The sequence below is a fragment of the Capnocytophaga endodontalis genome (genome assembly GCF_002209445.1).
Classification (GTDB): Bacteria; Bacteroidota; Bacteroidia; order Flavobacteriales; family Flavobacteriaceae; genus Capnocytophaga; species Capnocytophaga periodontitidis.
The window spans coordinates 46793-71326 of sequence record NZ_CP022022.1 but is presented as its reverse complement, the minus strand read 5'-3'; the positions used below and the strand labels follow the sequence as shown (position 1 = coordinate 71326).

Genomic DNA, 24534 nt, shown 5'->3' with positions numbered 1-24534 from the left:
TAGTAGTAATGACGTAGTCCTTTAACAAATTATTTTAACATTGTAGTAGTAAAAGCGAACCCATTTTTTTGCATATAAAAGAAAGAATAAGGAATTTTGCGACAAATTTTATTTAATAAACGTACGGAAATGAAAAAGCTATTGTTTTTCTTCCTGATGACCTTTCTTTCTCTTGTTGCTTACGCACAACCTAATATGGTGAGAGGAAAAGTATTTGAAGCAGGGACTAAAAACCCTATTCCAGGAGCCAATGTAATTGTGAAGGGTACAACCCGTGGCGTTTCAACCGACCTCGACGGAAACTTTGCGCTTGATAAAGTTTCTCCAGGTGATGTATTAGAAATTAGCTACATAGGTATGGTAACCCAAAATGTAAAAGTAGTAGCCGGACGACACTACTTAGAGATTGCGCTCAAAGAAGATACGCAACAACTCAAAGAAGTAGTTGTTATAGGCTATGGGGCAGCTCAAAAACGAGACCTCACGGGCTCTATCGCTAGCCTCAAAACCGATGAATTTGCTGACCGTCCATCTACCAACCCCTTAGCCTCTATACAAGGGAAGGTAGCTGGGGTGCAAATTGTCAATACAGGGCGGGCAGGGCAAGACCCCGAAATACGTATCCGCGGTACAAACTCTATCAACGGCTATACACCTCTGTACGTAGTCGATGGGCTCTTTACCGATAATATCAACTACCTCAACCCGCAGGATATCGAGTCTATGGAAATCCTTAAAGACCCTTCATCTCTCGCAATCTTCGGGGTTCGTGGGGCTAATGGGGTGATTATCATTACCACCAAGAAAGCCAAAAAAGGACAAACAGTCGTAAACATCAATTCTTCCGTAGGATTAAAAGTCATCAACGACCGTATTGCAATGACTGATGCCGAAGGCTTTAAAACTCTCTACAACGAGGATATGGCCAATAAAGGTGCTACACCGTTTGATTATACGCACTATCAAGCCAATACCGATTGGCAAGACCAAATCTTCCAGCGTGCCTGGGTGTACAATCATAATGTGAGTGTCGCCACTTCTGGTGAAAAAGGACGCTTCTATATGGGCGCTGGCTATACCGATGAAGAGGGCTCTATCAAGCACGAAAAGCTCTCTAAACTCACCCTCAACCTCAGCAGCGATTACAACGTAACCGATTATCTGCGCTTTGGCTTTCAAGCCAATGGTTCTCGCACCCTCCCTATCGATGCCAAAGGGGTAGCAAGTGCCCTAAAAGCAGCTCCTATTGTAGCCCCTTACGACACTCAATCGGGTTTGCTAAATATAATGCCTAACTTCCAGCGTGCCCAAGTGTGGAATCCTCTTATCGATGTCGAAACACGTGCCAATCACAACAAAGGTTTGAATCACCGTTTGGCGGGCAATGTATATGGTGAACTCGATTTCCTTAAAAACTTCACCTTTAAGGCTACCCTTTCTATGGATTACCGCATAGGCGAAAACCGCGAATATTCCCCTATCATCTGGGTCTATAACCCCGATACCCAAAAGAAAGAAAACCTCAACGAACGCGAAACGATTAATCAGAGTAAATCCACCACCATTGCCACCCAGCAGGATTATATCCTTACCTACAAAAAACAAGTGGCAAAACACAACCTTACCTTTATGGGAGGGCTTACCACCAATTACACCGAACACAGTTCGATATCAGGCTCTCGCTATCAAAATATTAACGATATAGTGTTTGGCATTCCCGAAAATACCGATAAGTGGTGGTTGTCATCAATTGGGGGTAGCAATATGAGCAATGGTTCTGGTCAGTATCGGCGTTTTACAATGTCGTATTTAGTACGTGGTTTGTACAATTACGACAACCGTTATCTCCTCAATGCTTCTTTCCGCCGCGATGGTGCCTCCGTATTTCACCGCTTAGGCAATACGTGGGATAACTTCTATTCCTTCGGGGCTGGCTGGGTGCTCAGCGAAGAAGCCTTTATGAAAAACCAAAAAGTGGTAGATTACCTCAAACTTAAAGGCTCTTGGGGCGTTTTAGGTAACCAAAACACTGGCGGACGTAACTATCCTACTTACCCTCTGCTCACCAATTCGGGCAGTGCTGTATTCGGCGACCGTATCGTTACGGGCTATGCACCTGCTTATTTAGTGCAAAACTTAGGTTGGGAAAAGACCTATGCGTGGGAAGCTGGTGCCGAGTTCCGATTCTTGGGCAATCGCCTCAGTGTAGAACCTGTTTACTATCACAAGAAAACCAAAGACCTTATCGTGCTACTCAGTGGCTTAGCAGGAGCAAAAAACTCTTTGGAAAACCTCGGCGAAATTGAAAATAAAGGGTGGGAGATTTCAGCCTCTTGGCAAGACCAACGCAAAGAAAGTGGTTTTAGCTATGGTGTAAATGCCAATATCACCACAATTGATAACAAAGTGCTTTCACTTGGTAGAGGAGAAAAAGATGCGCTTTACGAAGGCTATCAAAACGTAGCGCGCACGTTGGAAGGCTACCCTATTGGGCACTTCTACGGCTATAAAGTGAAGGGCGTGTATCAAACTTTTGAAGATATCGACACCTCACCTACCAACAATATCGCTACCGTAAAACCTGGTGATCTCAAATTTGAAGATGTGAACGGCGATGGTGTAATCGATAGCAAAGACCGCACGATGATAGGTAACCCTACCCCCGATTTCACTTATGGATTTAGTGTAAATCTCGGCTACAAAGGCTTCGACCTCACTGCCGAATTTATGGGAGCTTACGGCAACGAAATCTACCGCGGTTGGGGCGAAGTAGGCTATGCAATTCTCAACTACCAAGCCCACCGTTTAAACCGTTGGCACGGCAAAGGCACTTCCAATTGGGAGCCTATTATAGATAACGGTCGCGCTATCAACCGTGAAAACTCCTCTTATTACATTGAAGACGGTAGCTTTTTCCGCCTCCGCAACGTGCAATTGGGCTATAGCTTGCCACAAGAAGTAGTACAACGCTTCAAAGTACAGAAATTGCGCTTCTATGCCAACGTACAAAATCTCAAAACTTGGCATAAAAACACAGGATATACCCCCGAAATAGGTGGAGGAGCTTTGGCTTTCGGTATCGATACCGGCACCTACCCTATGCCAATGATTGTTACCTACGGGGTGAACCTTACATTTTAATTAACAATTGATAATTAACAATTATGAAAAAGAATATATATCATATCATAGCAATAGGATGGATGGCAGCGAGCCTCGCCCTCTTTACCCATTGCAATAAATTCGACCAAGAGCCACAAGGCGAATGGGTCGATGGCGACCAAGGGAATGTATCAGGCTCTTTTGAAGCCGATATATTCACCCTCTACGGAAAACTGAGAGGATCTGCTCTGGTAGCGGGTATTCCTGCTTTGGCAATCCACAGTTTCCGCAGTGAAGATGCCGAAAAAGGCTCTACTGCCAGCGATGGAGTTGATCACGGCAATATGTTCGATAATTTCAATTATGTAGCGACTAATGGTTTAATTAACGAATACTATTCCGCTAACTACGAAGTCATTCACCTCTCCAATACCGTGCTCGACAAAATCAACAAGGCTGACCAAAGTACTCTCACCGATTCCGATAAGATAAACCGCGGTGAAGCACACTTTTTCCGCGCCTTTGCCTATTTTAACTTAGTGCGCGCCTTTGGCGAAGTACCTCTTATCAATTTCCGTATCTATAAAGATGAAGATGCCAATAAACCTAAGGTAAGCGTTGATAAAATCTATGAACTCATCGATGCCGACCTCACTGCTGCCGAAAGCGTACTCCCTCGCTCGTGGAGTCCTATCTACATCGGTAGACTTACTTGGGGGGCTGCCCGTTCGTTGCACGCCAAAACCTATATGATGCGCTCTAATTGGCAAGCAATGTACAACGCCTCTACCGATGTGATAAATTCAGGAATTTACAACCTTAGTACACCCTACAATAAGTTGTTCCGCGAAAGTGGCGAAAACGCTCCCGAATCTATCTTAGAAGTACAGTGCACTGCCAATGCCACCTATCCTCAATCCAACCAAGTAGGCAGTTCGTTTGCTCAAGTACAAGGCGTGCGGGGCTCTGGGCAATGGGATTTAGGTTGGGGCTGGAACTGCCCTACCCAGCTTTTAGCCGATGCTTTTGAACTAGGCGACCCTCGCAAAGATGAAACCTTGCTCTATTTTGCCAAAAGCGAAACCGAAGCCAATGCGATGCAACCCAATACCCCCTACGACGAAAAACCAATTGCACAAGCAGGCGTAGTAAATAAATATTACAACAAAAAAGCCTATACCGACCCTGCTTTGCGTAGGTCATACAGTCGTTTTGGTTATTGGTTCAATATTCGCCTCATTCGATATTCCGATGTACTTTTAATGGCTGCCGAAGCCGCTAACGAACTCGGCAACAGTGCCCAAGCGCTCGTCTACTTAGAGCAAGTGCGAGCAAGAGCACGAGCAGGCAATAACAGTATTTTACCTGCCGTTACAACCACCGTTCAAAGCGATTTGCGCGACGCTATTCGTCACGAACGCCGTATAGAGCTCGCTATGGAATTCGATCGTTTCTACGATTTAGTGCGTTGGAATATTGATGTGGAAACCCTGCACAACGCGGGCAAAACCGCTTATCAAACCAAACACCGCCTTTTGCCCTTACCTCAAGCGCAAATCGACCGTTCCAACGGAGTACTTATCCAAAATCCTAATTATTAATTAGCTAACAGGTGTCAGGTATTAGGTGTCAGCTGTCAGGTAACATCACGTCATCTTTTACCTTTTACCTCTTATCTCTTATCTAAAAATGAAAAAATATATATTTTATATCAGCTTTATGGCAGGTCTTACAGCTTTTACTAACTGTTATCAAGATTTAGACCAAGACCCGCCTTTCGATTATCCTGAGGAGGTAATACCTCAGTACAACCCTCAAAAGCTCTTGTTTACCTTTGAGGGCAATGCAAAAAATGTGAGTACTTACAAGATTCCTACGCTCCCTAAGGGCAATGTCACCTATACAGACGGCAAAAAAGGCAAAGCCTACCAAGGGGGTGAAGGTACTTATGTTTTTATCTCCCCTCGCACAGCGCGTTTTGCAGGCGATATATCTCTGAAAGATACAATAGCTAACCTTGGTAGTTTTACAGTAGCTTTCTGGATGAACTCCCCTCAAGTAAATAAAGGTACAGGTATCTTTTCAATTCCTAATACTAAAAAGTTCTGGGGTAACCTCGATATTTTCTTAGATGGCAACAGTACTGCTGGCGAAGGACGTTTTAAAATGCACCTCTTCAATGGTACTAAAGAAAATTGGGTAGAGACCAAAATTCCTGGTACTATTGGTGATTGGGTGTTTATGACCTTCCGTTACAACCACAAAACGGAAATGTTACACATTTTCAAAAATGGAGAAATTGTCTTTACGCGTGCCCTTACAGGTTGGGGGAGAATTGTTTACAGCGATACGGGCGATTTGGTGTTAGGTACTTATGCTTTCCAAACCGACCCTCCTCAATCGTCTACTAAAGCACAAGTTTGGGCACAGTCCTTCCCTGGCAAGTTAGACAACTTTGCTTTCTATAATCAAGCCCTTACCGATGAACAGATAAAAGCCTTGTATAATGAATAAGAAGAATGATATTTACATAAAAAATAACCCTTTTTCTTCAATCTCCTTTATGGCTTATCCCTCTTTGGAGGTTCGGGGACTGAATACAAAACTTTTAGGGCTATGCTTATTACTTTTCTTTCTTTCGTTACCTCTTTCTGCTCAAAATGAAGTCTTTGCTAAAAAGCGCTACATCACGGCGCAACAAGATACAATGCCTTATCGTTTCTTGCAGCCCGAGCAACTAAAAGAAGGCAAGAAATACCCTTTAGTGCTCTTCTTACACGGAGCAGGCGAAAGAGGGAACGATAATGAGAGTCAGTTGCGCAATGGGGGTACAGTGTTTAGCAATCCTGCGAACCGAGATAAATACCCTTGCTTTGTACTCTTTCCGCAGTGCCCTGAGGGTGCGTATTGGTCGCTTGAAAAACGCCCCGACCAAGGGTATAAGAATACGGCTAATCCGCTGCCTAAAGAAGTACCTATCACTAAACACTTACGCTTGGTGAAGGAACTTTTAGACGAGACTTTGGCTACTTACCCTATCGACCCTAAACGAGTGTATATTATGGGCATTTCGATGGGTGCGATTGCTACTTTGGATATGGTGTATCGCTTCCCCGATACCTTTGCTAAAGCTGTATCGATATGTGGGGCGACTAATATAGAGCGTATGCGTGAGTTCAAAGGAAAAACTCAATTCCGTTTCTATCACGGTGATATAGATGATGTAATTCCTGTAACCTACTCGCGTGAAGCCTATAAAGCCCTGAAAACTACCGGCAAAAAAGCTGAATATATAGAGTTTTACGGAGCAAATCACAACGCTTGGCACCCCGCTTTCAATACTCCAGACTTTTTGCAATGGACTTTTAAAAAGAAATAATATCCTTATAGAAAAAATAAACTTTTCACGATTCACTAAAATCTGTCGCTACACTTTGCCAAAGTTTCTTGCCCGTACGGCTCGTACCTTTGGCAAAGTTGACTACTCTGATTATTAATAATTTTTGAAGTATGTTATGTAGGGGCGTTTTGCAAACGCCCACATAAATAAAACTTTTCGGACACCTTCTTTGTAGTCGTGATAATCAATTATTCTTGGAGTGTGTTATGTAGGAAAGTCAGTGATGGATGGGTATGTTGCAAATGCCCATACAAATATAACTTTTTCAGGTACTTTCTTTACAAAAAACAAGTTTTTTACTAAAATCTTAAAAATATTATTATGAACAAAAACAAACTTTTCACGATTCACTTTTCACTTTTAGCTTTCCTCCTGCTCTTCGTTTCTTGCGGTTGTAGTAAGGACAATAAAAAGGTGGTAGAAAAACCTACTCCTCAGTCGCCTACCGAAAAGAACCGCCCAATGGAATTTGCTTCCGATGAGGCTTTCTTAGATTATATCCAGCGTGCGCACCTCAACTATATGTGGGAGGGAGCAGAACCTAATTCGGGTTTAGCCCCTGAACGCAATCATATAGATGTCCCTTCCGATGATGCTCATATCATCACTACGGGAGGTTCGGGCTTTGGTATTGCAGGACTATTAGTAGGGGTAGAACGCGGTTTTATCCCTCGTGCTGAGGCAGTAGAAAGATTTACAAAAATCATAACTTTCTTGGAGAAAGCCGACCGTTATCACGGTGTATGGTCGCACTGGATTGACGGTCGTACGGGTAAAACCAAACCTTTCGGACAAAAAGACAATGGTGGCGACCTCGTGGAAAGTGCCTTCTTGATGGAGGGCTTGCTCTGTGTACGTCAGTATTTTAAGGATGGCAATGATGCCGAAAAAGCCTTAGCTCAGCGCATTGATAAACTGTGGCGCGAAATGGAATGGGACTGGTATCTCAACGGACAAGATGTGCTCTATTGGCATTGGAGTCCCAATTACGATTGGCAGATGAATTTCCCGCTCAAAGGTTATAACGAATGCCTGATTACCTACATTTTGGCAGCATCTTCGCCAACCCACACCATTCCTGCTTCGGCTTATCACAACGGTTGGGCACGTGGAGGAGCTATCAAAAGCTCTCAGGTAACTTATAATCTGCCATTGATTCTCAAACACAACGGAGCAGAACAATACGGAGGTCCGCTATTTTGGGCACACTATTCGTACATAGGGTTGAACCCCAAAGGACTCAGTGATGATTATGCCAATTATTGGGATTTAAATCGCAATCACACCCTTATCAACTACAAATATTGCCTAGAAAACCCCAAAGGTTATAAAGGTTATGGGGCGAACTGCTGGGGACTTACCGCCAGCTATTCAGTAAAAGGCTACTCAGCCCACCAACCAACTAACGATTTAGGGGTAATTGTGCCTACTGCCGCCCTTTCCAGCTTCCCTTATACACCCCAAGAATCTATGGCAGCCCTCAAGCATTTCTATTACGATTTGGGTGATACTATTTGGGGTAAATACGGCTTTTACGACGCTTTCAGCGAGCAAGCAGTTTGGTATCCTAAGCGTTATTTAGCAATCGACCAACTCACTATTGCCCCAATGATAGAAAACCACCGTACAGGCTTCCTATGGAAACTGTTTATGAGTTGCTCCGAAGTACAACAAGGACTTAAAAAACTAAATTTTAAGGTACAATAACCACAACTTCTTACACACTATAGCCTTTGTCAAAGTCCTTAATAGCCCGTGCGGCTCGCACCCTTAATTGCCCGTGCGGCTCGCACTCTTAATTGCCCGTGCGGCTCACACCCTTAATTGCCCGTGCGGCTCGCACTTTTGTCGCGTAAGCTAATAAATTGTATTATTTTTTTTGTAAATCAGCAACTTATTTAGCTCTCAAAACTCAAGTTATATAAAATGAAATAACTATGAAGTATGTGTATTTATTAAGTATAATTGCCTTATTATCCTCTTGTAAAACAATAAAAACAAGTAACTGTAGCCCTTATAACATCATCGAGATAACTCATTGGGGGACAAATGAAACAGACAAAAAGAATTTTATTTTGTATGAATACGACACTCTTAATGTCTTTCTAAAAACGATAGATATAAATGAAATAAGGGTGTACAATAAAACAACTGACCCCAACTATTGTGGTTCGATGAGAATCTTTCTGAAAACACCTTTATGCCCAGATAGGAATTATAAATTAATTATATCAGACTCTTTACAATACAATATTCAAGAAATGGATATGATTAGTTTTTATAAAAGGGCAATGCTGGCAAAAGTTCATTATAAGGGCGTTAAATCATATAAGGTAAACCATATAAAACTTTCTCCAAAAGAAGCTCACGTTATTCATTTTGACAAAAACTTAGCTATTCCTTACAAAAAAGAATAACTTGATAAAAATAATGTTAGTTCGGTATAGCAAAACACTTGCCCGTGCGGCTCGCACCTTTGGCAAAGTTAATTATTAGAAAGAGCCCTATAGTTCGAGAATTTCAAAAGCTCCGAGAAACTCAAAAAATTGTTAAATTCAGAATAATATCGTAACTTTGTCCATTGAAAGAATATTTACACTGAGTAGTTTTATTTATTCGCTATCTAATTTTATTTGATTATATCTAAAAAAGAAACTATGGGAATTTTTAAGAAAGCTAATAACATATACATCACAGTCCGTGACACTTATACTATAAGCAGTGGTACTTCTTATGAAGAAGCTGAAGAAATAACAATCAGAGCTACTGATGAAATAAACTTGATAAGTGCCCAAAAAGTAATAATGCAAGGTTTAAATGGAGGTGTACAATATGGCACAGTTGATAAAGAAGAACCTAAAATTATTATGAGTTATTTTACAGACCTCAATGATAAAATTTTGGGAAATAGAGGGAAGATAGGAGAGGAAGTCTATTTAGTGATAGAAGGTAGAAATCTTGCAGGAAAAGAAGCAGATTTAGACCTAACTGATAATGAAATAGATTTTGAATATAATGGTGAACATTTAAAGAATGATATTCTCAAAGGATACATTTTTCAAAATAATGAAATAGAGCACATCAAACTAAAAATAATAGAACAAAAAAACAACTAAACTATGGCAGGGATAAGAATAACACTAAAAGAAACAGGACAACAATCCATAGCCAGACTATGGGTTGCTAATAGAGGAGGGATTCGATTTAACGTTCCAGAATCTTTACGATTTTTAAGATTATGTTATAGACATAAAATCAATATAGAAATAGAGAAAAATAGCGAAGGAGAATTAGAAAAAGGTTTTTATTTTTTTAATTATAAAACTAAAGATAAAATAACTATATTTTATAAAGAATCAGGAGTTCTTCAAAACTTTTCTTTTGAGAAAGATGAAAAGTATTCTAAATATTATAACAAACAAATGTACCAAATTCAAATAGGAAAATTAGGCTTTATAAATTGTCTTTCAGTAGATGATAGAGATGTATTATTTGATTTTTTGACTGAAGAAAATTTTGGATATATACCACAGAACCGAACATCTATAGAGAATAAGGAAAAACATCCCTACATATCACAGAATAAAGTATCTATAGAGAAGAAGAAAGAATATTCCTACAAATTATTATATAATGATTTAGAAAGAATAAAAGCTGATCTGATTAAAAATAAAAATTACAATAAATTAAATGAAAATGAGCAACTTCTTTTGGATTTACCTCTGATTATGTGGAGTAAAAAATGGGAATATGGAAGTATTTTTATGTTTAATTGGTTTATGGAAGGAGGAGATATTATTATGGATAATGATTTGTATACTTTCTTAGACAATTGGAAAGAACTAAAAGAAAAAAGGAATGAATTTGATAAGTTTATTAAAAAATACAAAAACAAACCAATTCTGAAGGAGGTAAAAGAAAATGATTTTCGTTTATACGCTCTGAATGATTTAAAAAATGAATTACAAAAAAGAGAGGAAGAAGAGTTTCTTATAGATAGAAAGTTTGATAGTAAATCCACAAATTTTTCTCGTTTTAGTATTAATATTGGTTTTTTTGATAATATTAATACTCCTTATGTTGCTTCTTTTGGAACATTAGGGATAGGCTATTTATTAGAAGGGAAATACAATAAGGAAAAGGAAGAAATTTATATAACAAAAATTTGGGAAGAAATAAATGATTCTTTTGATTTTAAAGATGAAGAATTTCGGTTCGATAAACCTAAAAGTATGATAAGCCAACCTTTAGGAGTTTGGAGTAAATCAATTTTTAAATATTATGATGAAGTAGGCTCTTATAAAAATATAAATCCTTCTGATGATAGATTGAATATTAGCAATAGTACATTCAATTCCTTTAGAAGCAAAACCAAAATCGGAAAAGATTTCCATATAAAAGGAATAAGGTTAATTAAGGAAAGTAATCATTTTGTAAAAACTATTAAAATTAATTCTAGTGAAGTTATATATAAATAAAGTTATAAAACACAATTTCTTTTTTTCTCTCGTATTTTTTTTATCATTGCACTTATTATATATAAATGTAAGTGTTTTTGAATATTATTGGGAGGAAAAATTATATTGGCAAAAATTAAGAACAGGAGTCATAGAATATTGGTTACAACAAAAATCTTTCAGTTTTTCCGATTATATGGAATATGGACCAACAAATATTAAAGACATCTTTTTACCCTACATATATAGAGATGACAGACTTTCTGCATTGTTCGAATTATTGAGTGTACTATTTACTTGCTATATTGCGCTACCCGCTATAACAATATTGTTCAAAAAAATAAATCAAAAGAAAATATTTATAGTTATTGATAGTATTATTCTTTCAATATTTTTGTTATACACTTTTATAATACTAATATATCACCCTATGATAGGTGTTATCCCAATGTGTGTACTTATTCCAATAGTGCTTTTATTCCTATTATTTTTTAGAATGCGCCAATATAAAAAGAAACTTATTTTTTTATAGATGTCATCACTTTTATTGTTTATACAATGTGGAAAACTCTAAAAAGTCTTTTTTATCATTGGCAATGGCTTGTAATGAGAGAAGAACTTAAAAAATACCACAGCTAATTATGAAAAGAATATTACTTAAATTAATACTCATTTTAGTCTTCACTTGTTCTTGCAATAGTTTGAAAAACAAATGGGAATTATACCACCTTGAGTTTGGAGAAAATATAAAATCTAATACCAATCAATATGGTTTTGTACTGAAGAAAGACTCAATGGAAAAGTTCTATGTTAAAACAATGAAAGGCAAGAAAAAATATGTTTTATTGACCTTTCGACCTAATGGAAAAATATTGCGTTTAGTGAAAATTGAAAATTACAAAAATAATAGATTAGATGGTTTTTACTCAAGTAATGATAATTCTATAGATTCAGCAGGAATTTATAAAAATGGTAGAAAGCACGGTTTTTGGTCGTATGGTAATGATATGGGGGAAGGTGAGGAAGGAAGATATAGAAATGGTCAAAAACACGGAATATGGAAAGAATATACCCCCTTTATTACAGCAAAAGGAAAATACAAACACGGCAAAAAACACGGACTTTGGATAATAAAGAATGAGGATATGAAAATCATCAATGAAAAAGGACAAGAAGAACAAGTTATTGATAAAGTCTATTACAAAAATGGTGTAGAAGTAAAGAAATAAAAACTTTTATTATAATACCACCCTAATTTACAATTATAAATTAGCAATATACCATTGCAACTCAGACAGGTCAGCCAAGTCCGCCTTGTCCTATAACTAACGTTAACCCTAAAAAGTGTCTCAATTTCGTGAAAATTCGTGTAATTCGTGTGAGATTAAAAATATTTTGCTGATTGTTAAATAATTACTTACGATGAACTCACGTTAAATATAGAAAAAGAATGGGAATGAAATATCTTATGGCAATATGCATTTTACTCTTGACTCATCTTGTATATTCACAAAAAGATACGATTACTATAAATCAATCTGATATAGAAATTGTAAAAAAACAAATCTATAATCATCAAGATGTCCGAGGGGGTTATGATTTGATTAAAAAATATATTTCAAAACAGACGAACCAACCACTAAATGGTTTTTATAAGGTAATTATAGAGAAGCATTGTTTTTATACACTGTATTTTCAGCAAGGTTCAAAATCTTTGAATGAAGCCGATAATTTCAATTTTATTAGATATTACAAAAATAATAAGCTATATAAATTAGACGTTTTTCTACCGCTCTCTTTTACAAGATTGTATTACTATTCTGTAGAGAATTTTGATTGTAATTTAAAAAAGATAGATGTAAAAAAGAAATATATATACGATGATTCTTTAGTCTCTTCCATAAAAATGAAGCAGAGTAAGAAGAAAAATAAAATTAAGTGGAAGTATAAAAAACAAAAGTTTATTTTCCTTTCTAATGAATTGTGTTTGTGATTTTTGCGTAGCTAATTATGAAAAGAATATCACTTAAATTAAAGTCAGTTCAATATAACAAACACCGTTTTACAGCTTTATATCATAATATATTCACAGAACAATTCACCGTCAGGTGAAAATTCGTGAGATAATAAAAAAATAAAGACTTTTATGCATTCATAATTTCGTGAAAATTCGTGAAATTCGTGGGAGATTATTAAATATTTCTTACGTCAAACTCACGTTAAATTAGCAATAAACTATTGCAACTCAGACAGGTCAGCCAAGTCTGCCTTGTCCTATAACTAACAATAACCCTAAAAAACATCACAATCCGCGGGAAACTAAAAATATTAAAAACCAACAACTATGATGCGTATGCGTGTTTTTCTATGTATTTTGATAGGTTGGTGGGGAATGATGATACACGCACAATTGTTACCTCCTATCTATAACTATACCCCCTCAGAATACAAGGGGGAAAGCCAAAATTGGAAAATATGTCAAGCTGACAACAAGAAGATATATTTTGCTAATAACATAGGTCTCTTGGAGTTCAATGGGGTAGTGTGGCAGCGTTACCCTTTGCCCAACGGAGCCATTGCTCGTGCAGTAAGTGCCAAAGGCAACACCCTTTATACCGGTGGTTTTGCCGAATTTGGCTATTGGCAACCTAACAAATTCAACGAACTGCAATACACCTCTTTAAGCAGCCAATTAAACCCCGCCGATATAGAAGACGAAGAAATATGGAAAATCATCTTTTCCGATCGCTGGGTATTGTTCCAATCGCTGCATAAAATCTTTATTTACGACACTCAACAACAGCGTTTTAAGATAATTAGCGCTACTCATCATCTACCTAAAATCTTCAAAATAGGTGAACATATCTATTTCCAAAAGATGAAAGAAGGCTTGTTCAAGCTCGTTAATGGTGAAGAAGTATTAGTTACTGATCATCCTCTCTTTCGCGAACATATCCTCATCAATCTACTTCCTCAAAAAGAACACTTTCTATTCGTTACCCAAGACAAAGGAATTTACGAAGGCACGCCTACCCAAATTGAAGCGTGGAAAGTAAGCGCTTCTCAATTGATTAACACCCTCAATATATATAGTTGCGAACGACTAAGCGACGGCTCATTGGTGTTAGGAACTATTGCCAAAGGCGTGTATAGAATTTCTGCTAAGGGCGAGCTTTTGGAACATCTGCAACAAAAAGAAGGCTTGCAAAACAACACAGTACTCTCTATTTTCGAGGACAAAGAACACAATGTATGGCTGGGGTTAGACAATGGTATCAGTATGGTGAATTTCTTTTCACCTTTCCGTTTGTATAAAGATTATGAGGGGATACTCGGAGCAGTCTACACCTCCATTGTACATCAAGGAACCTTGTATTTGGGTACCAATCAAGGATTGTTCTACACCTCCTTCCCTTTGCAATCGAATAGTAAATTCAGTCTTGTTGAGGGAACTAACGGACAGGTTTGGCAACTAAAAGTAGTAGAAAATACACTGTTCTGCGGTCATAATTCGGGTACGTTTATCATAGAGAACCACCAAGCTACCTCTATATGTAACCTATTGGGTACGTGGGATGTAAAACCTATAGCAGGGCACCCTAATTGGCTTTTACAAGGCAATTATGAAGGATTGCATTTGCTCGAAAAGAAAGATGGGCGTTGGCAGTATCGCAATAAAATAGAAGGATTCAACGTGTCGAGTAGGTTTTTTGAATTTATCTCACCTACCGAACTATTGGTGAGCCACGAGTACAAAGGGGTCTTTCGCTTGCAACTGAATGATGATTTTACCAAAGTAACCCAAATACACAAAGAAACTTCTGCCCCAATAGGGCGCAAGTCGGCAATTGCCAAATTCCGTGATGAGATTTGGTATTTCACCGAAAAAGGCTTGTTTAAATACAACACTACAACCCATAAATTTCTACAAGATGAAGCCCTTACACAGCAGCTATTCCACCAAGATAGTTACCTATCGGGCACCCTTGTGCAAAGTAAGGACGAGGGCTTGTGGGCGTTTACCCAGCACAATATCGTAAAGATAGCACAAGGCAAACTCGATAGTGCTCCTCAGCTGAAAAAAATGCCCCTCTCAGCATCGTTTCGCAAAGACCTCGTTGGCTATGAAAATCTTTATGAATACCGCGAAGGCGACTGCTTGTTGGGTACCAGTACGGGCTTTATGAGCTTTGTGTTCAACCAAGTAACCCATACCCCCTATGAGGTGCATATAAACCACATCAGCAGTAGTAGGGTAGAGGGGGCTTTGCGTGCCATCGCTATAGATACCAAAGAAATAACCTTTAATAACGCCGAAAATAACTTCACTTTTAGTTATAGCGTACCGTCCTATTGCGGTATGTTCCCCTCAGTATACCAATACAAACTCGAAGGACTCTATGAGCACTGGAGCGATTGGAGTGAAGAGGCTACTGTGCGCTTTGAAAACCTGCCTGCGGGCGATTATACTTTTTTGGTAAGAGCCAAAGTAGGTGATGCTGTCTCACCAAATACCGCCTCTTTTCATTTCGTGATTCGCAAACCTTGGTATGCCACTAATGTGATGATAGTCTTTTACATTGCACTTCTATGCGGATTGCTCTTGGTGGTGCATCGCGTGTATAGAGTGCATTACAAGCGTCATAAGAAAAAAGTAGAGCAAGAAAAAGAAAAAGAACTCGCCCTGATGCAATTAGAGAACGACCGCACCGTGATGCAACTCCGCAATGATAAACTCCAAAGTGAAGTAGAGAGCAAAAACCGTGAACTTGCGGCAACTACTATGAGCATAGTGCGCAAAAACGAACTGCTGATGAGTATCAAAGAGGCTCTTTTGAGCAGTGGTAATGGCAAAGAAGTGCTACATATTGTAGACGATAATATCAACAGTGAAGGCGATTGGGAACATTTCCAAGAAATTTTTAACCAAACCGACCGTGATTTTCTCAATCGTCTTAAAGCCCTCCACCCCGATTTGACCCCCAACGACATCAAACTGTGCATTTACTTGCGATTGAACCTTTCCAGCAAAGAAATAGCTCCATTGCTAAATATCTCTACCCAAAGTATAGAAATCAAGCGTTATCGCCTCCGCAAAAAGATGCTTTTAGAGCGCAATCAAAACCTTACCGATTATATTTTGAAACTCTAAAAGTCATTGCAAACTTTACCAAAGATAGTTTTAACATTCTATCACCTATACATTACCTATACAACTCCGTTTTTTAACACTTTCTTTTACCTGTTTTTTACCTTTACACTCACTTTGTAAAATATTTATAAATATACTATAATACAATCAATTAAAAAATGAAACTTATCAATAATCAACTATACAAACCCCAAAAAATAGCCCTTGTATATTTTTTGTATAGGTAAAATCTTTTGCGTGTTGAAAAATTGCGTTTATCTTTGCGCTGTAATTAAAACATAAACCAAAAGAAAGGAAAAGCAATATATATGAAAACATTTTTATTACCTATTCTACTGTTTTTATGTACAAGTTTGGCAATGGCTCAAACTTATCGCATAAAAGGAAATGTGAAAGACGCTACGGGTACCCCTATGATAGGTGTTTCGGTAGTGGTCAAAGGCACTACACACGGTGTCTCTACCGATTTTGACGGGAATTTTACCTTAGAAAATGTCAAAAAAGGTCAGTTGTTAGTTTTCTCTTATGTAGGCTACACTACCCAAGAGAAAATGATAGCCAATGGCAATCCGCTAAATATCATTTTGGAAGAGGATACACAAACCCTCGGTGAAGTGGTGCTTATTGGCTATGGTACTCAAAAGGTAAAGGACGTAACGGGTTCTGTATCGGTAGTGGATGCTAAAACTATCAACGACCTCAAACCGGTAGATGCCGCTACTGCGCTGCAAGGTACTACCTCAGGGGTGAGCGTAAACAAGGCTTCGGGCTCACCTGGAGGGAAGATAAACATTCTCATTCGCGGAGTGAGTTCTAACGGTAGCAACGAGCCTTTGGTAATTATCGATGGTTACGAAGGGGCTCTCAACAGTATCAATCCTGAGGATATTGAGAGTCTTACCGTATTAAAAGACGCTCAAGCAGCTATCTATGGTATCAAAGGAGCCAATGGGGTAGTGCTTGTAACTACTAAGGGGGGACGTAAAAATACACCTTTGGAAGTAAAAATCAGTTCGTATGCAGGTATCCAGCAAACTACCAAAAAGTTGGATTATATGAACGCTACCGAGTATGCTGCTTTGCTCAACGAGAGTTATGCAGCCAACGGTCAGCCATTGCCTTTCCCTAATTTGTTTTCTTTAGGTAAAGGTATCAATTGGCAAGACGAGGTGTTTAAAAACACTGTTATTTCCGATGTAACTGCCAGTATCTCTGGCGGTGGTGAAAAATTTAGCTATTATTTTGGTGCTTCTCACCTCACTCAAGATGGTATTGTAGCCCCCGAAAAATCTAACTTCAAACGCAACAACGTGAAAGTGAGTTTGGGTGCCGATATCACTTCTAAACTCAAAATGAACTTCACAGCCAACTATTATAACAACAAACGCAAAACCATTGAGGAAAACGGCTTGGGTGCAGTGCTCTTCAACGCTTTGAACTTCTCACCTACCTATAAATTAGACGACGAGGATTTAACAGGTTTCTTGGGCAATGAGGTGATCAACCCTTTAGCACAGATTAAAAATACTTATAATCAGTACGATGGCAATGGCTTAGAAGGTAACTTTCAGTTGAGTTATAATCTTATTGAAGGTTTAGACCTCACTTCACGCATCGGTTTTAAAACCTATAACGATGAGAAAAAAGATTTCCAACCACTGAGCTTCTTTGGTACGGGCAAAATCTTCAACCGTAGCCGCAGTACGGTAACTCAGGAAAAGAATGAAACACACGCTTATACGTGGGAGACTTTTGCTACTTATAACAAAACTTTCTGGAAAAACCACAACACTTCACTCACTGTGGGTACTAGTGCGCAACGCAACTGGGGTAGTGGACTCAGTGCTACAGGTTACGACGTGCCTAACAACTCTTGGGACTTTGCCGATATAGGTCTCACCACAGGTACGAACAATAGCAAAACTGATAACTCGTATACGAACGATTCGCGTCTTACCTCTTTCTTTGGTCGTTTGCAATACGATTATAAGAGCAAATACCTCCTGTCAGCAATGTTGCGCCGTGATGCTTCTTCAGACTTCCCGAAAGATAATCGTGCCGACTTGTTTTCATCAGTAACAGCAGGTTGGAAAGTATCCGACGAAAGTTTCCTAAAAGATAGCAAATGGATAGACTTCCTCAAATTGCGCGGTAGTTACGGTACACTCGGTAATAATGCCGGTAAGAATCTCTATAAGGCAATTTTAAACGGGGAAGCTGTGTACGTGTTCAACGGACAGATAGTGCGCGGAAAAGCTGTAGGCAAATTGCCCAACCCAAGTGCCAAATGGGAAGTAGCCGAAAAGTTAGATGTCGGTTTTGACTTCAATACACTTGGCAACCGCTTGTCGTTAGTATTCGATTATTTTATAGAAAACCGCAACGATTTGCTCATTTCTAATTTCCCTGTCTCAGGTATTATAGGAACGGCTGCACCAGGGGCTTCAAACCCTACTGTGAATGCAGGGAATACCCAAAATAAAGGCTTTGAGGTGGCGTTAGGTTATAAAAGTGATGTAACCAAACCTTTTTCTTGGGGCTTTAACTACAATATTACTCGTTTAGACGGCAAAGTGGTATCAATCAATGGTGATGTGATTCCTGAGGGAGGGGCTTTCAGCGTCGGTCAGTTAGCGCCTGCACGTATGGAAGTAGGGCAACCTATTGGTTACTTCTACGGTTTGCAAGCCGATGGAATTTTCCAAAACCAAGCTGAGGTAGATGCACACCCTTCACAACTCGCCTTAGGGGCTCCTGCCAAACCTGGCGACATCAGGTATAAAGATGTGAATGGCGATGGGGTTATTGACTTTAAAGACCATACTTATTTAGGTAAACCTACCGCCACTTACTATATGGGCTTGAACCTCAATGCTAAGTATAAAAACTTTGATTTCTCGACCTATATGTATGCCGAGCTCGATAAAGAGATGGTGCGCAACTACGAGCGTTCACAACCTAACGTAAACCGTCAGCGTTTGTATCTTGACCGTTGGCGTGGTGAGGGTACTAGCAACAGCACACCTCGTGTAACTACGGGAGCAACTACTAATAATCTGTTCTCAAGTTTCTTTGTAGAAGACGCCTCATTCTTGCGCGTTCAGAATATACAGTTGGGTTATTCGATTCCTGCATCGGTATTGGAGAGTGTGAAGATGAAGAGCTTCCGCGTATATTTTTCAGTAAACAACGCCTTTACGTTCACTAAGTACAAAGGTTATGATCCTTCAGCTACCTCTGGCGATGCCATTGGTGGAGGTATTGATTACGGCTTCTATCCACAAGCCCGTCAGTTTATCTTAGGATTTAATACCTCATTCTAAAAAGTCGTTCCATCTAACAGCGAAGCCACCAATCTCATCAGCGTAAGCTGAAATTCGTGTAAATTCGTGCGATTCGTGGGCGAAAAAACTATCAGCGTAAGCTGAAATGCTCATACGCTCTTTAAAACGGATTGTCCCCCTTCGGGGGAACGGGGGCTGTTCTATAACATATAAAAACATAAACAAATGAAAACGATACACCACATACAAAAATGGACAGTAGGGCTAATGCTCCTCGCCTTTGCCCTTGCTTGTTCCGATGATTTTCTCGACAAAACCAAACAGTACGAGATAAACTCCGAAAGTTACTTCAATTCTAAAGAAGATTACCAAAATGCGCTGATTGCATCCTACAACTTGTTGCATTCTACGTATATAAATGTATTGATGGGCGAAATTGCCTCCGATAATACCCTTTGCGGAGGGGAAGGAGCATCGGATGTAATAGGCTTTCAGCAAATAGACCAGATGATTCATACTCCTGTCAATGCACAACTCAAAAACTTGTGGGACTGGATGTTTGCTGGTGTAAACCGCACGGCTTATATCTTGGAATTCCAAAACAAAACAGCCTTTGAGGGCAAAGAGGTGATCATTGCCGAAACACATTTCCTTCACGCTTATTACAATTTTGAACTCGTGAAATGGTTCGGAGCAATTCCTCTTAAAGAAAACAAACGCTTTGAACGTGGCGACGAACAAAAAATACCTCGTTCCCCTGTGAGTGAGGTCTATGCTTCTATTGAGAAAGACCTTTTGGCTGCCATTCCTCACTTGCCTACAACACCACCCGACGGTCAAGTAGGGCGTGCTACCAAAGGTGCGGCTCAAGCCCTCCTCGGCAAGGTATATTTATACCAAAACAAGTTTGCCGAAGCTGCTCAAGTATTAGAAACCGTGATACACAGCAATACCTATTCTCTTGTAACCGACTATGCTTCTATCTTTGAAAAAGAAGGTGAAAATGGTGCTGAATCGGTATTCGAGATACAATACACCGATGCTGAAGGTGCGAGCTTCGACTGTTTGCAATGTAGCAAAGGGAATGTAGCGGTAGGTTTTAACAGTATCCGCAACTACAACGGCCCTGTGTTCGATTCTGGCTATAGTTTCAATGTGCCTGTGCAAGAAGCTGTCGATGCTTTTGAAGCAGGCGACCTCCGCAAAGATGTTGCTATCTTGGATATCGTCGCGTGGGCAGCCGCTAACAATGCTACTTATGCCGAAGGTTACAAACATACAGGCTATTTCAATAGAAAATATATTGCTCGCAAAGGCGACCTCAATAGCCCCGACCAAAACCTTACCAACCCTAATAACTATCGTGCCATTCGCTATGCCGATGTACTCTTAATGGCTGCCGAAGCACTCAACCGTGGTAATATCAGCGATGAACGTGCTCGTGACTATCTCAACCAAGTGCGCAAACGTGCCTTTGGCGATGAAAATCACAATATTACGGTTTCGGGTACTGCTCTTACCGAAGCAATATGGAAAGAACGCCGTGTAGAGTTCTTAGGTGAAGGCTTGCGCTTTTTCGACTTAGTCCGCACCGGAAAAGGTACCGAAATACAAGGCTTTACTGCCAATAAAAACGAAGTCTTCCCCATACCCCACGAAGAAATTCGTTACGCCAACGGCAATTGGCAACAAAACCAAGGATATTAATGACGAACCTCTTATCTCTTATCTAAATTAAAATGAAAGCACTCAAAACCCTAATAGCACTACTGCTCCTCATTGGAATGGTAGCTTGCGAAAAAGATAAGGACGATCTCAGTTTCGTCCAAAATGCCACGGCTCCTACCGATGTCTCAGCTAAATTTCAGGTGAGCACCGATAACTCAGGAGCTGTAACCATCACGCCAATAGCTACGGGAGTAACCTCCTACAAGGTCTACTTTGGCGATAGCACTGCAACTCCCACTACAGTGAAAGCAGGTGGTTCGGTAACACACACTTATGCTGAAGGTAGTTACCAAGTGAAAATAGTAGCCGTGAACATCGCTGGCAAGGAGGCCGAAGCAACTTTGCCTTTAGAGGTGTCGTTCCGCGCTCCTGAGAATGTAGAAGTAACTGTGGCTAACGATCAAGCGGTTTCTAAGAAAGTGAATGTAACGGCTAAAGCTAACTTTGCAATTACTTACGATGTGTATTTCGGTGAAAGCGCCGATGAAAAACCGGTATCTGGTAATATAGGTGAAGTTGTTTCACACATTTATAAGCAAATAGGTACTTACACCCTTACGATAGAGGTGAAAGGTGCTGGTAAACAAACTACCAAAGTACAAAAAACGGTACGAGTAATTGCTTTGCAACAGCCTACTACTGCGGCTCCTCAACCTCCAATTCGCAAAGCACAAGAGGTTGTTTCGCTTTTCAGCGGACGATATACCAATGTAGCAGGCACCGATTTCAACCCTAATTGGGGGCAAGCCACTGCCTACAACCTCTTTAAGTTAGGCACCGATGAAATCTTGCAATACGCTCACCTCAATTATCAAGGTATCCAATTTGCCCGAGAAATCGACCTATCGGCGATGGAGTTCTTGCATTTAGACGTTTGGACTGCCGATGCTACAGCTTTAGATATCTATTTGATTAGCAAAAGCACAGGCGCTGACGGTGAGAAGTTTGTCAAAAAGACCCTCACTGCCGATAAGTGGACAAGCATCGATATTCCGCTAAGCGACTACACCAAACAAGGATTTGTAATCACCGATGTACACCAAATCAAATTAGTAGGACAAGGTACGGTATTTATCGACAACTTGTATTTCTACAAAAAATCGAATATCGTGATAATCGAAAACTTTGAAGGTACAGCTCCCGAATTTACTACCTTTGGCAATATGGCAAATGTAGAAGTAGTAGCCAACCCTAAAAAAGTGGGTAATACTACAGCCAAAGTAGTAAAAATGGTGCGCACCAAAGGTTGTGAAACGTGGGCAGGCGCGTTCTTCACTTCCGAAAGTTTGGATATGAAAAGTCACAAGGTATTGAAGCTAAAAGCCTTGTCACCTAAAACAGGTATTGTTGTAAAAGTGAAATTAGAGGGAGCTACTAGCGATGAAGCAAAAGAAGTAGATGCTCGCATCACCAAAAAGAACACTTGGGAAGAACTTTCTTTTGACTTTACAGGCATTGATACCAGCGCAAAATATACTAAAGTAGTTGTTTTCTTCGACTTTGGTGAAAAAGGCGATGATACCACTTATTACTACGACGAAATAACACTTAACTAACGTCAGTTCGATATAACAGAATATTGATTTACAGATTTGTAACATATATTCACAAAATAATTCACCGTCAGGTGAAAATTCGTGAGATAATAAAAAATAAAGACTTTTATGCACTCCCAATTTCGTGAAAATTCGTGTAATTCGTGGGAGATTAAAAAATTGTTAAATAATTACTTACGCCGAACTCTCGTTAACTAAATTGAATAGAAATGAAAACCTTAAATCTTTTAACCCTATTAGTTGCTTTTGTCTTTATAAGTTGTAAAGATAAGCACGAGTTTGGAGACCTTACACCTCCTTCTAATGTAAATGCCTCGTTCAGTATTGTGGGGGCTGATAACACTCATCCTCACGGCGACGGCACGGGTTTGGTGAACTTTGTAGTAACCGCCCAAAACGCCATTTCTTACCGTGTCGATTTTGGCGATGGCAAGACCGAAATGACTCCTTCTGGTAAAATCCAACACCGCTATACCAAAGTAGGTACCAACAAATTCACAGCGGTAGTAAGTGCTGTAGGTGCAGGAGGCTCTATGAGTTCTGTACCTTTAGAATTGGAAGTATATAGTTCCTTCTCCGATGCTGAAGCTGAAAATATGCTTGCTGGTAAGAATGTAGGCGATACTAAAACTTGGTATTGGGCTGCAAATGTAGCGGGATATGCAGGCTTAGGTCCTCAAGAAAGTGGCGATAATGGCGAATATGGCTACCCCGCTTGGTGGCAAGCAACACCATTTGACCCTACTCGTACTTGTATGTTCGAAAATTCCTTTATCTTCACCCGTACAGCTAATGGTATTACCTATAAACAAACTGCCAACCACGTGTTCATACCAGGAGCTTATGCTGAGGTGTTAGGTGTAGCTAAAGACCAATGTCACGGCACCGATGTAGTACCTACGATTACAGGCGAGAAACAAGTGTCCTTCGTGCCTTCTACTTCCAAAGCCGCTACCCAAGGTAAGTACGACAACAAAGCCTATCGCGGTACAGCTATCGAGCTATCCAATGGTGGTATGCTCGGTTGGTGGGTAGGAGCAAGCACTTATGATATCATCAGCCTTACCGATACACAACTTGTCGTGCGCGTGATGCAACCTAATAGTCAGTTTGCTTGGTATCACATTTTTACCACTACCAAACCTTCCGAAAATAGCTTTACCAACCTCGTATGGTACGACGAGTTTAACAAAGCGGGCACCCCCGATGCGACAAAATGGACGTATGATTTAGGCAAAGGTAGCAATGGTTGGGGTAATAACGAGTTGCAAACATACACCAAAGACCCCGAAAATGTGAAAGTTGAAAACGGTGTGCTCAAAATTACTGCCAAAGCCGATGGCAGTGGAGGGTATACTTCTGCACGACTCAAAACTGAAGGTTTGTACGGCTTCAAATATGGCAAAGTAGAAATCAAAGCCAAATTACCTGCTGCCAAAGGTACCTGGCCTGCAATGTGGTTCTTGGGCAATAACTTCGCTACCGACGGCTGGCCTAAATGTGGCGAAATAGATATGCTCGAACAAAAAGGTAATAAAAAGACCCATATACTCGGCGCTTGCCATTGGTACGACACCGATAACAACCGTCAGGGTGATTACGACAAAGAAACTGAATTTGCAAACACTTCTGCAGATTTTCATATCTATACGATGACGTGGACAGAAAAAAAGATTATCTTTGCAGTCGATAACAAAAACTATTTCGAAATGGACAACAACGCTAAATTGCCATTCAATCAAAAATTCTTCCTTATTCTAAACGTCGCAATGGGAGGAACATTGGGAGGTCAAGTAGCTAATAATTTCACCGAAGATAGCCTTGAAATCGATTATGTGAGAATTTATCAGTAAAT

The 24534-nt window shown here is 39.7% G+C and carries 15 protein-coding genes; all 15 read left to right on the top strand.

The window, feature by feature from the left end; genetic code table 11:
• Positions 1-129: 129 nt before the first annotated feature.
• A complete protein-coding gene (locus tag CBG49_RS00335; RefSeq protein ID WP_088592880.1) occupies positions 130-3141 on the top strand; it encodes a SusC/RagA family TonB-linked outer membrane protein in 3012 nt (1003 codons plus the stop codon).
• A gap of 23 nt (positions 3142-3164) precedes the next feature.
• Positions 3165-4703 (top strand): RagB/SusD family nutrient uptake outer membrane protein, encoded by a 1539-nt coding sequence (locus CBG49_RS00330; RefSeq protein ID WP_088592879.1) that lies wholly within the window; start codon positions 3165-3167, stop codon positions 4701-4703.
• 88 nt (positions 4704-4791) lie between these two features.
• Complete coding sequence (locus CBG49_RS00325) at positions 4792-5616, top strand: LamG domain-containing protein (protein ID WP_088592878.1); 825 nt, start codon at positions 4792-4794, stop codon at positions 5614-5616.
• A complete protein-coding gene (locus tag CBG49_RS00320) occupies positions 5609-6481 on the top strand; it encodes a carboxylesterase family protein (RefSeq protein ID WP_088592877.1) in 873 nt (290 codons plus the stop codon). The genes CBG49_RS00325 and CBG49_RS00320 overlap by 8 nt, the downstream gene beginning before the upstream one ends.
• A gap of 342 nt (positions 6482-6823) precedes the next feature.
• Positions 6824-8209 (top strand): glucoamylase family protein, encoded by a 1386-nt coding sequence (locus CBG49_RS00315; protein ID WP_088592876.1) that lies wholly within the window; start codon positions 6824-6826, stop codon positions 8207-8209.
• A 230-nt stretch (positions 8210-8439) separates the two neighbouring features.
• Entirely contained in the window at positions 8440-8919 is a 480-nt protein-coding gene (locus CBG49_RS00310) for a hypothetical protein (protein ID WP_088592875.1), read from the top strand.
• A gap of 240 nt (positions 8920-9159) precedes the next feature.
• Positions 9160-9618 (top strand): hypothetical protein, encoded by a 459-nt coding sequence (locus tag CBG49_RS00305; RefSeq protein WP_088592874.1) that lies wholly within the window; start codon positions 9160-9162, stop codon positions 9616-9618.
• 3 nt (positions 9619-9621) lie between these two features.
• A complete protein-coding gene (locus tag CBG49_RS00300) occupies positions 9622-10980 on the top strand; it encodes a hypothetical protein (protein ID WP_088592873.1) in 1359 nt (452 codons plus the stop codon).
• Between the two features lie 620 nt (positions 10981-11600).
• Positions 11601-12188: a hypothetical protein gene (locus tag CBG49_RS00290; RefSeq protein ID WP_157668333.1), complete on the top strand. Its 588-nt coding sequence runs from the start codon at positions 11601-11603 to the stop codon at positions 12186-12188.
• A 227-nt stretch (positions 12189-12415) separates the two neighbouring features.
• Positions 12416-12952, top strand: a complete 537-nt coding sequence (locus CBG49_RS00285; protein ID WP_157668332.1) for a hypothetical protein — start codon at positions 12416-12418, stop codon at positions 12950-12952.
• A 354-nt stretch (positions 12953-13306) separates the two neighbouring features.
• Entirely contained in the window at positions 13307-16111 is a 2805-nt protein-coding gene (locus CBG49_RS00280) for a triple tyrosine motif-containing protein (RefSeq protein WP_088595223.1), read from the top strand.
• A gap of 308 nt (positions 16112-16419) precedes the next feature.
• Positions 16420-19434 carry a SusC/RagA family TonB-linked outer membrane protein gene (locus CBG49_RS00275; RefSeq protein WP_088592869.1) on the top strand — a complete coding sequence of 1005 codons (3015 nt, stop codon included), beginning with the start codon at positions 16420-16422 and terminating at the stop codon, positions 19432-19434.
• Positions 19435-19620: 186 nt separating this feature from the next.
• Positions 19621-21102: a RagB/SusD family nutrient uptake outer membrane protein gene (locus tag CBG49_RS00265; protein WP_088592867.1), complete on the top strand. Its 1482-nt coding sequence runs from the start codon at positions 19621-19623 to the stop codon at positions 21100-21102.
• A gap of 32 nt (positions 21103-21134) precedes the next feature.
• A complete protein-coding gene (locus tag CBG49_RS00260; protein ID WP_088592866.1) occupies positions 21135-22679 on the top strand; it encodes a PKD domain-containing protein in 1545 nt (514 codons plus the stop codon).
• Positions 22680-22888: 209 nt separating this feature from the next.
• Positions 22889-24532 (top strand): family 16 glycosylhydrolase, encoded by a 1644-nt coding sequence (locus CBG49_RS00255; RefSeq protein WP_088592865.1) that lies wholly within the window; start codon positions 22889-22891, stop codon positions 24530-24532.
• The last annotated feature ends 2 nt before the right edge of the window (positions 24533-24534 follow it).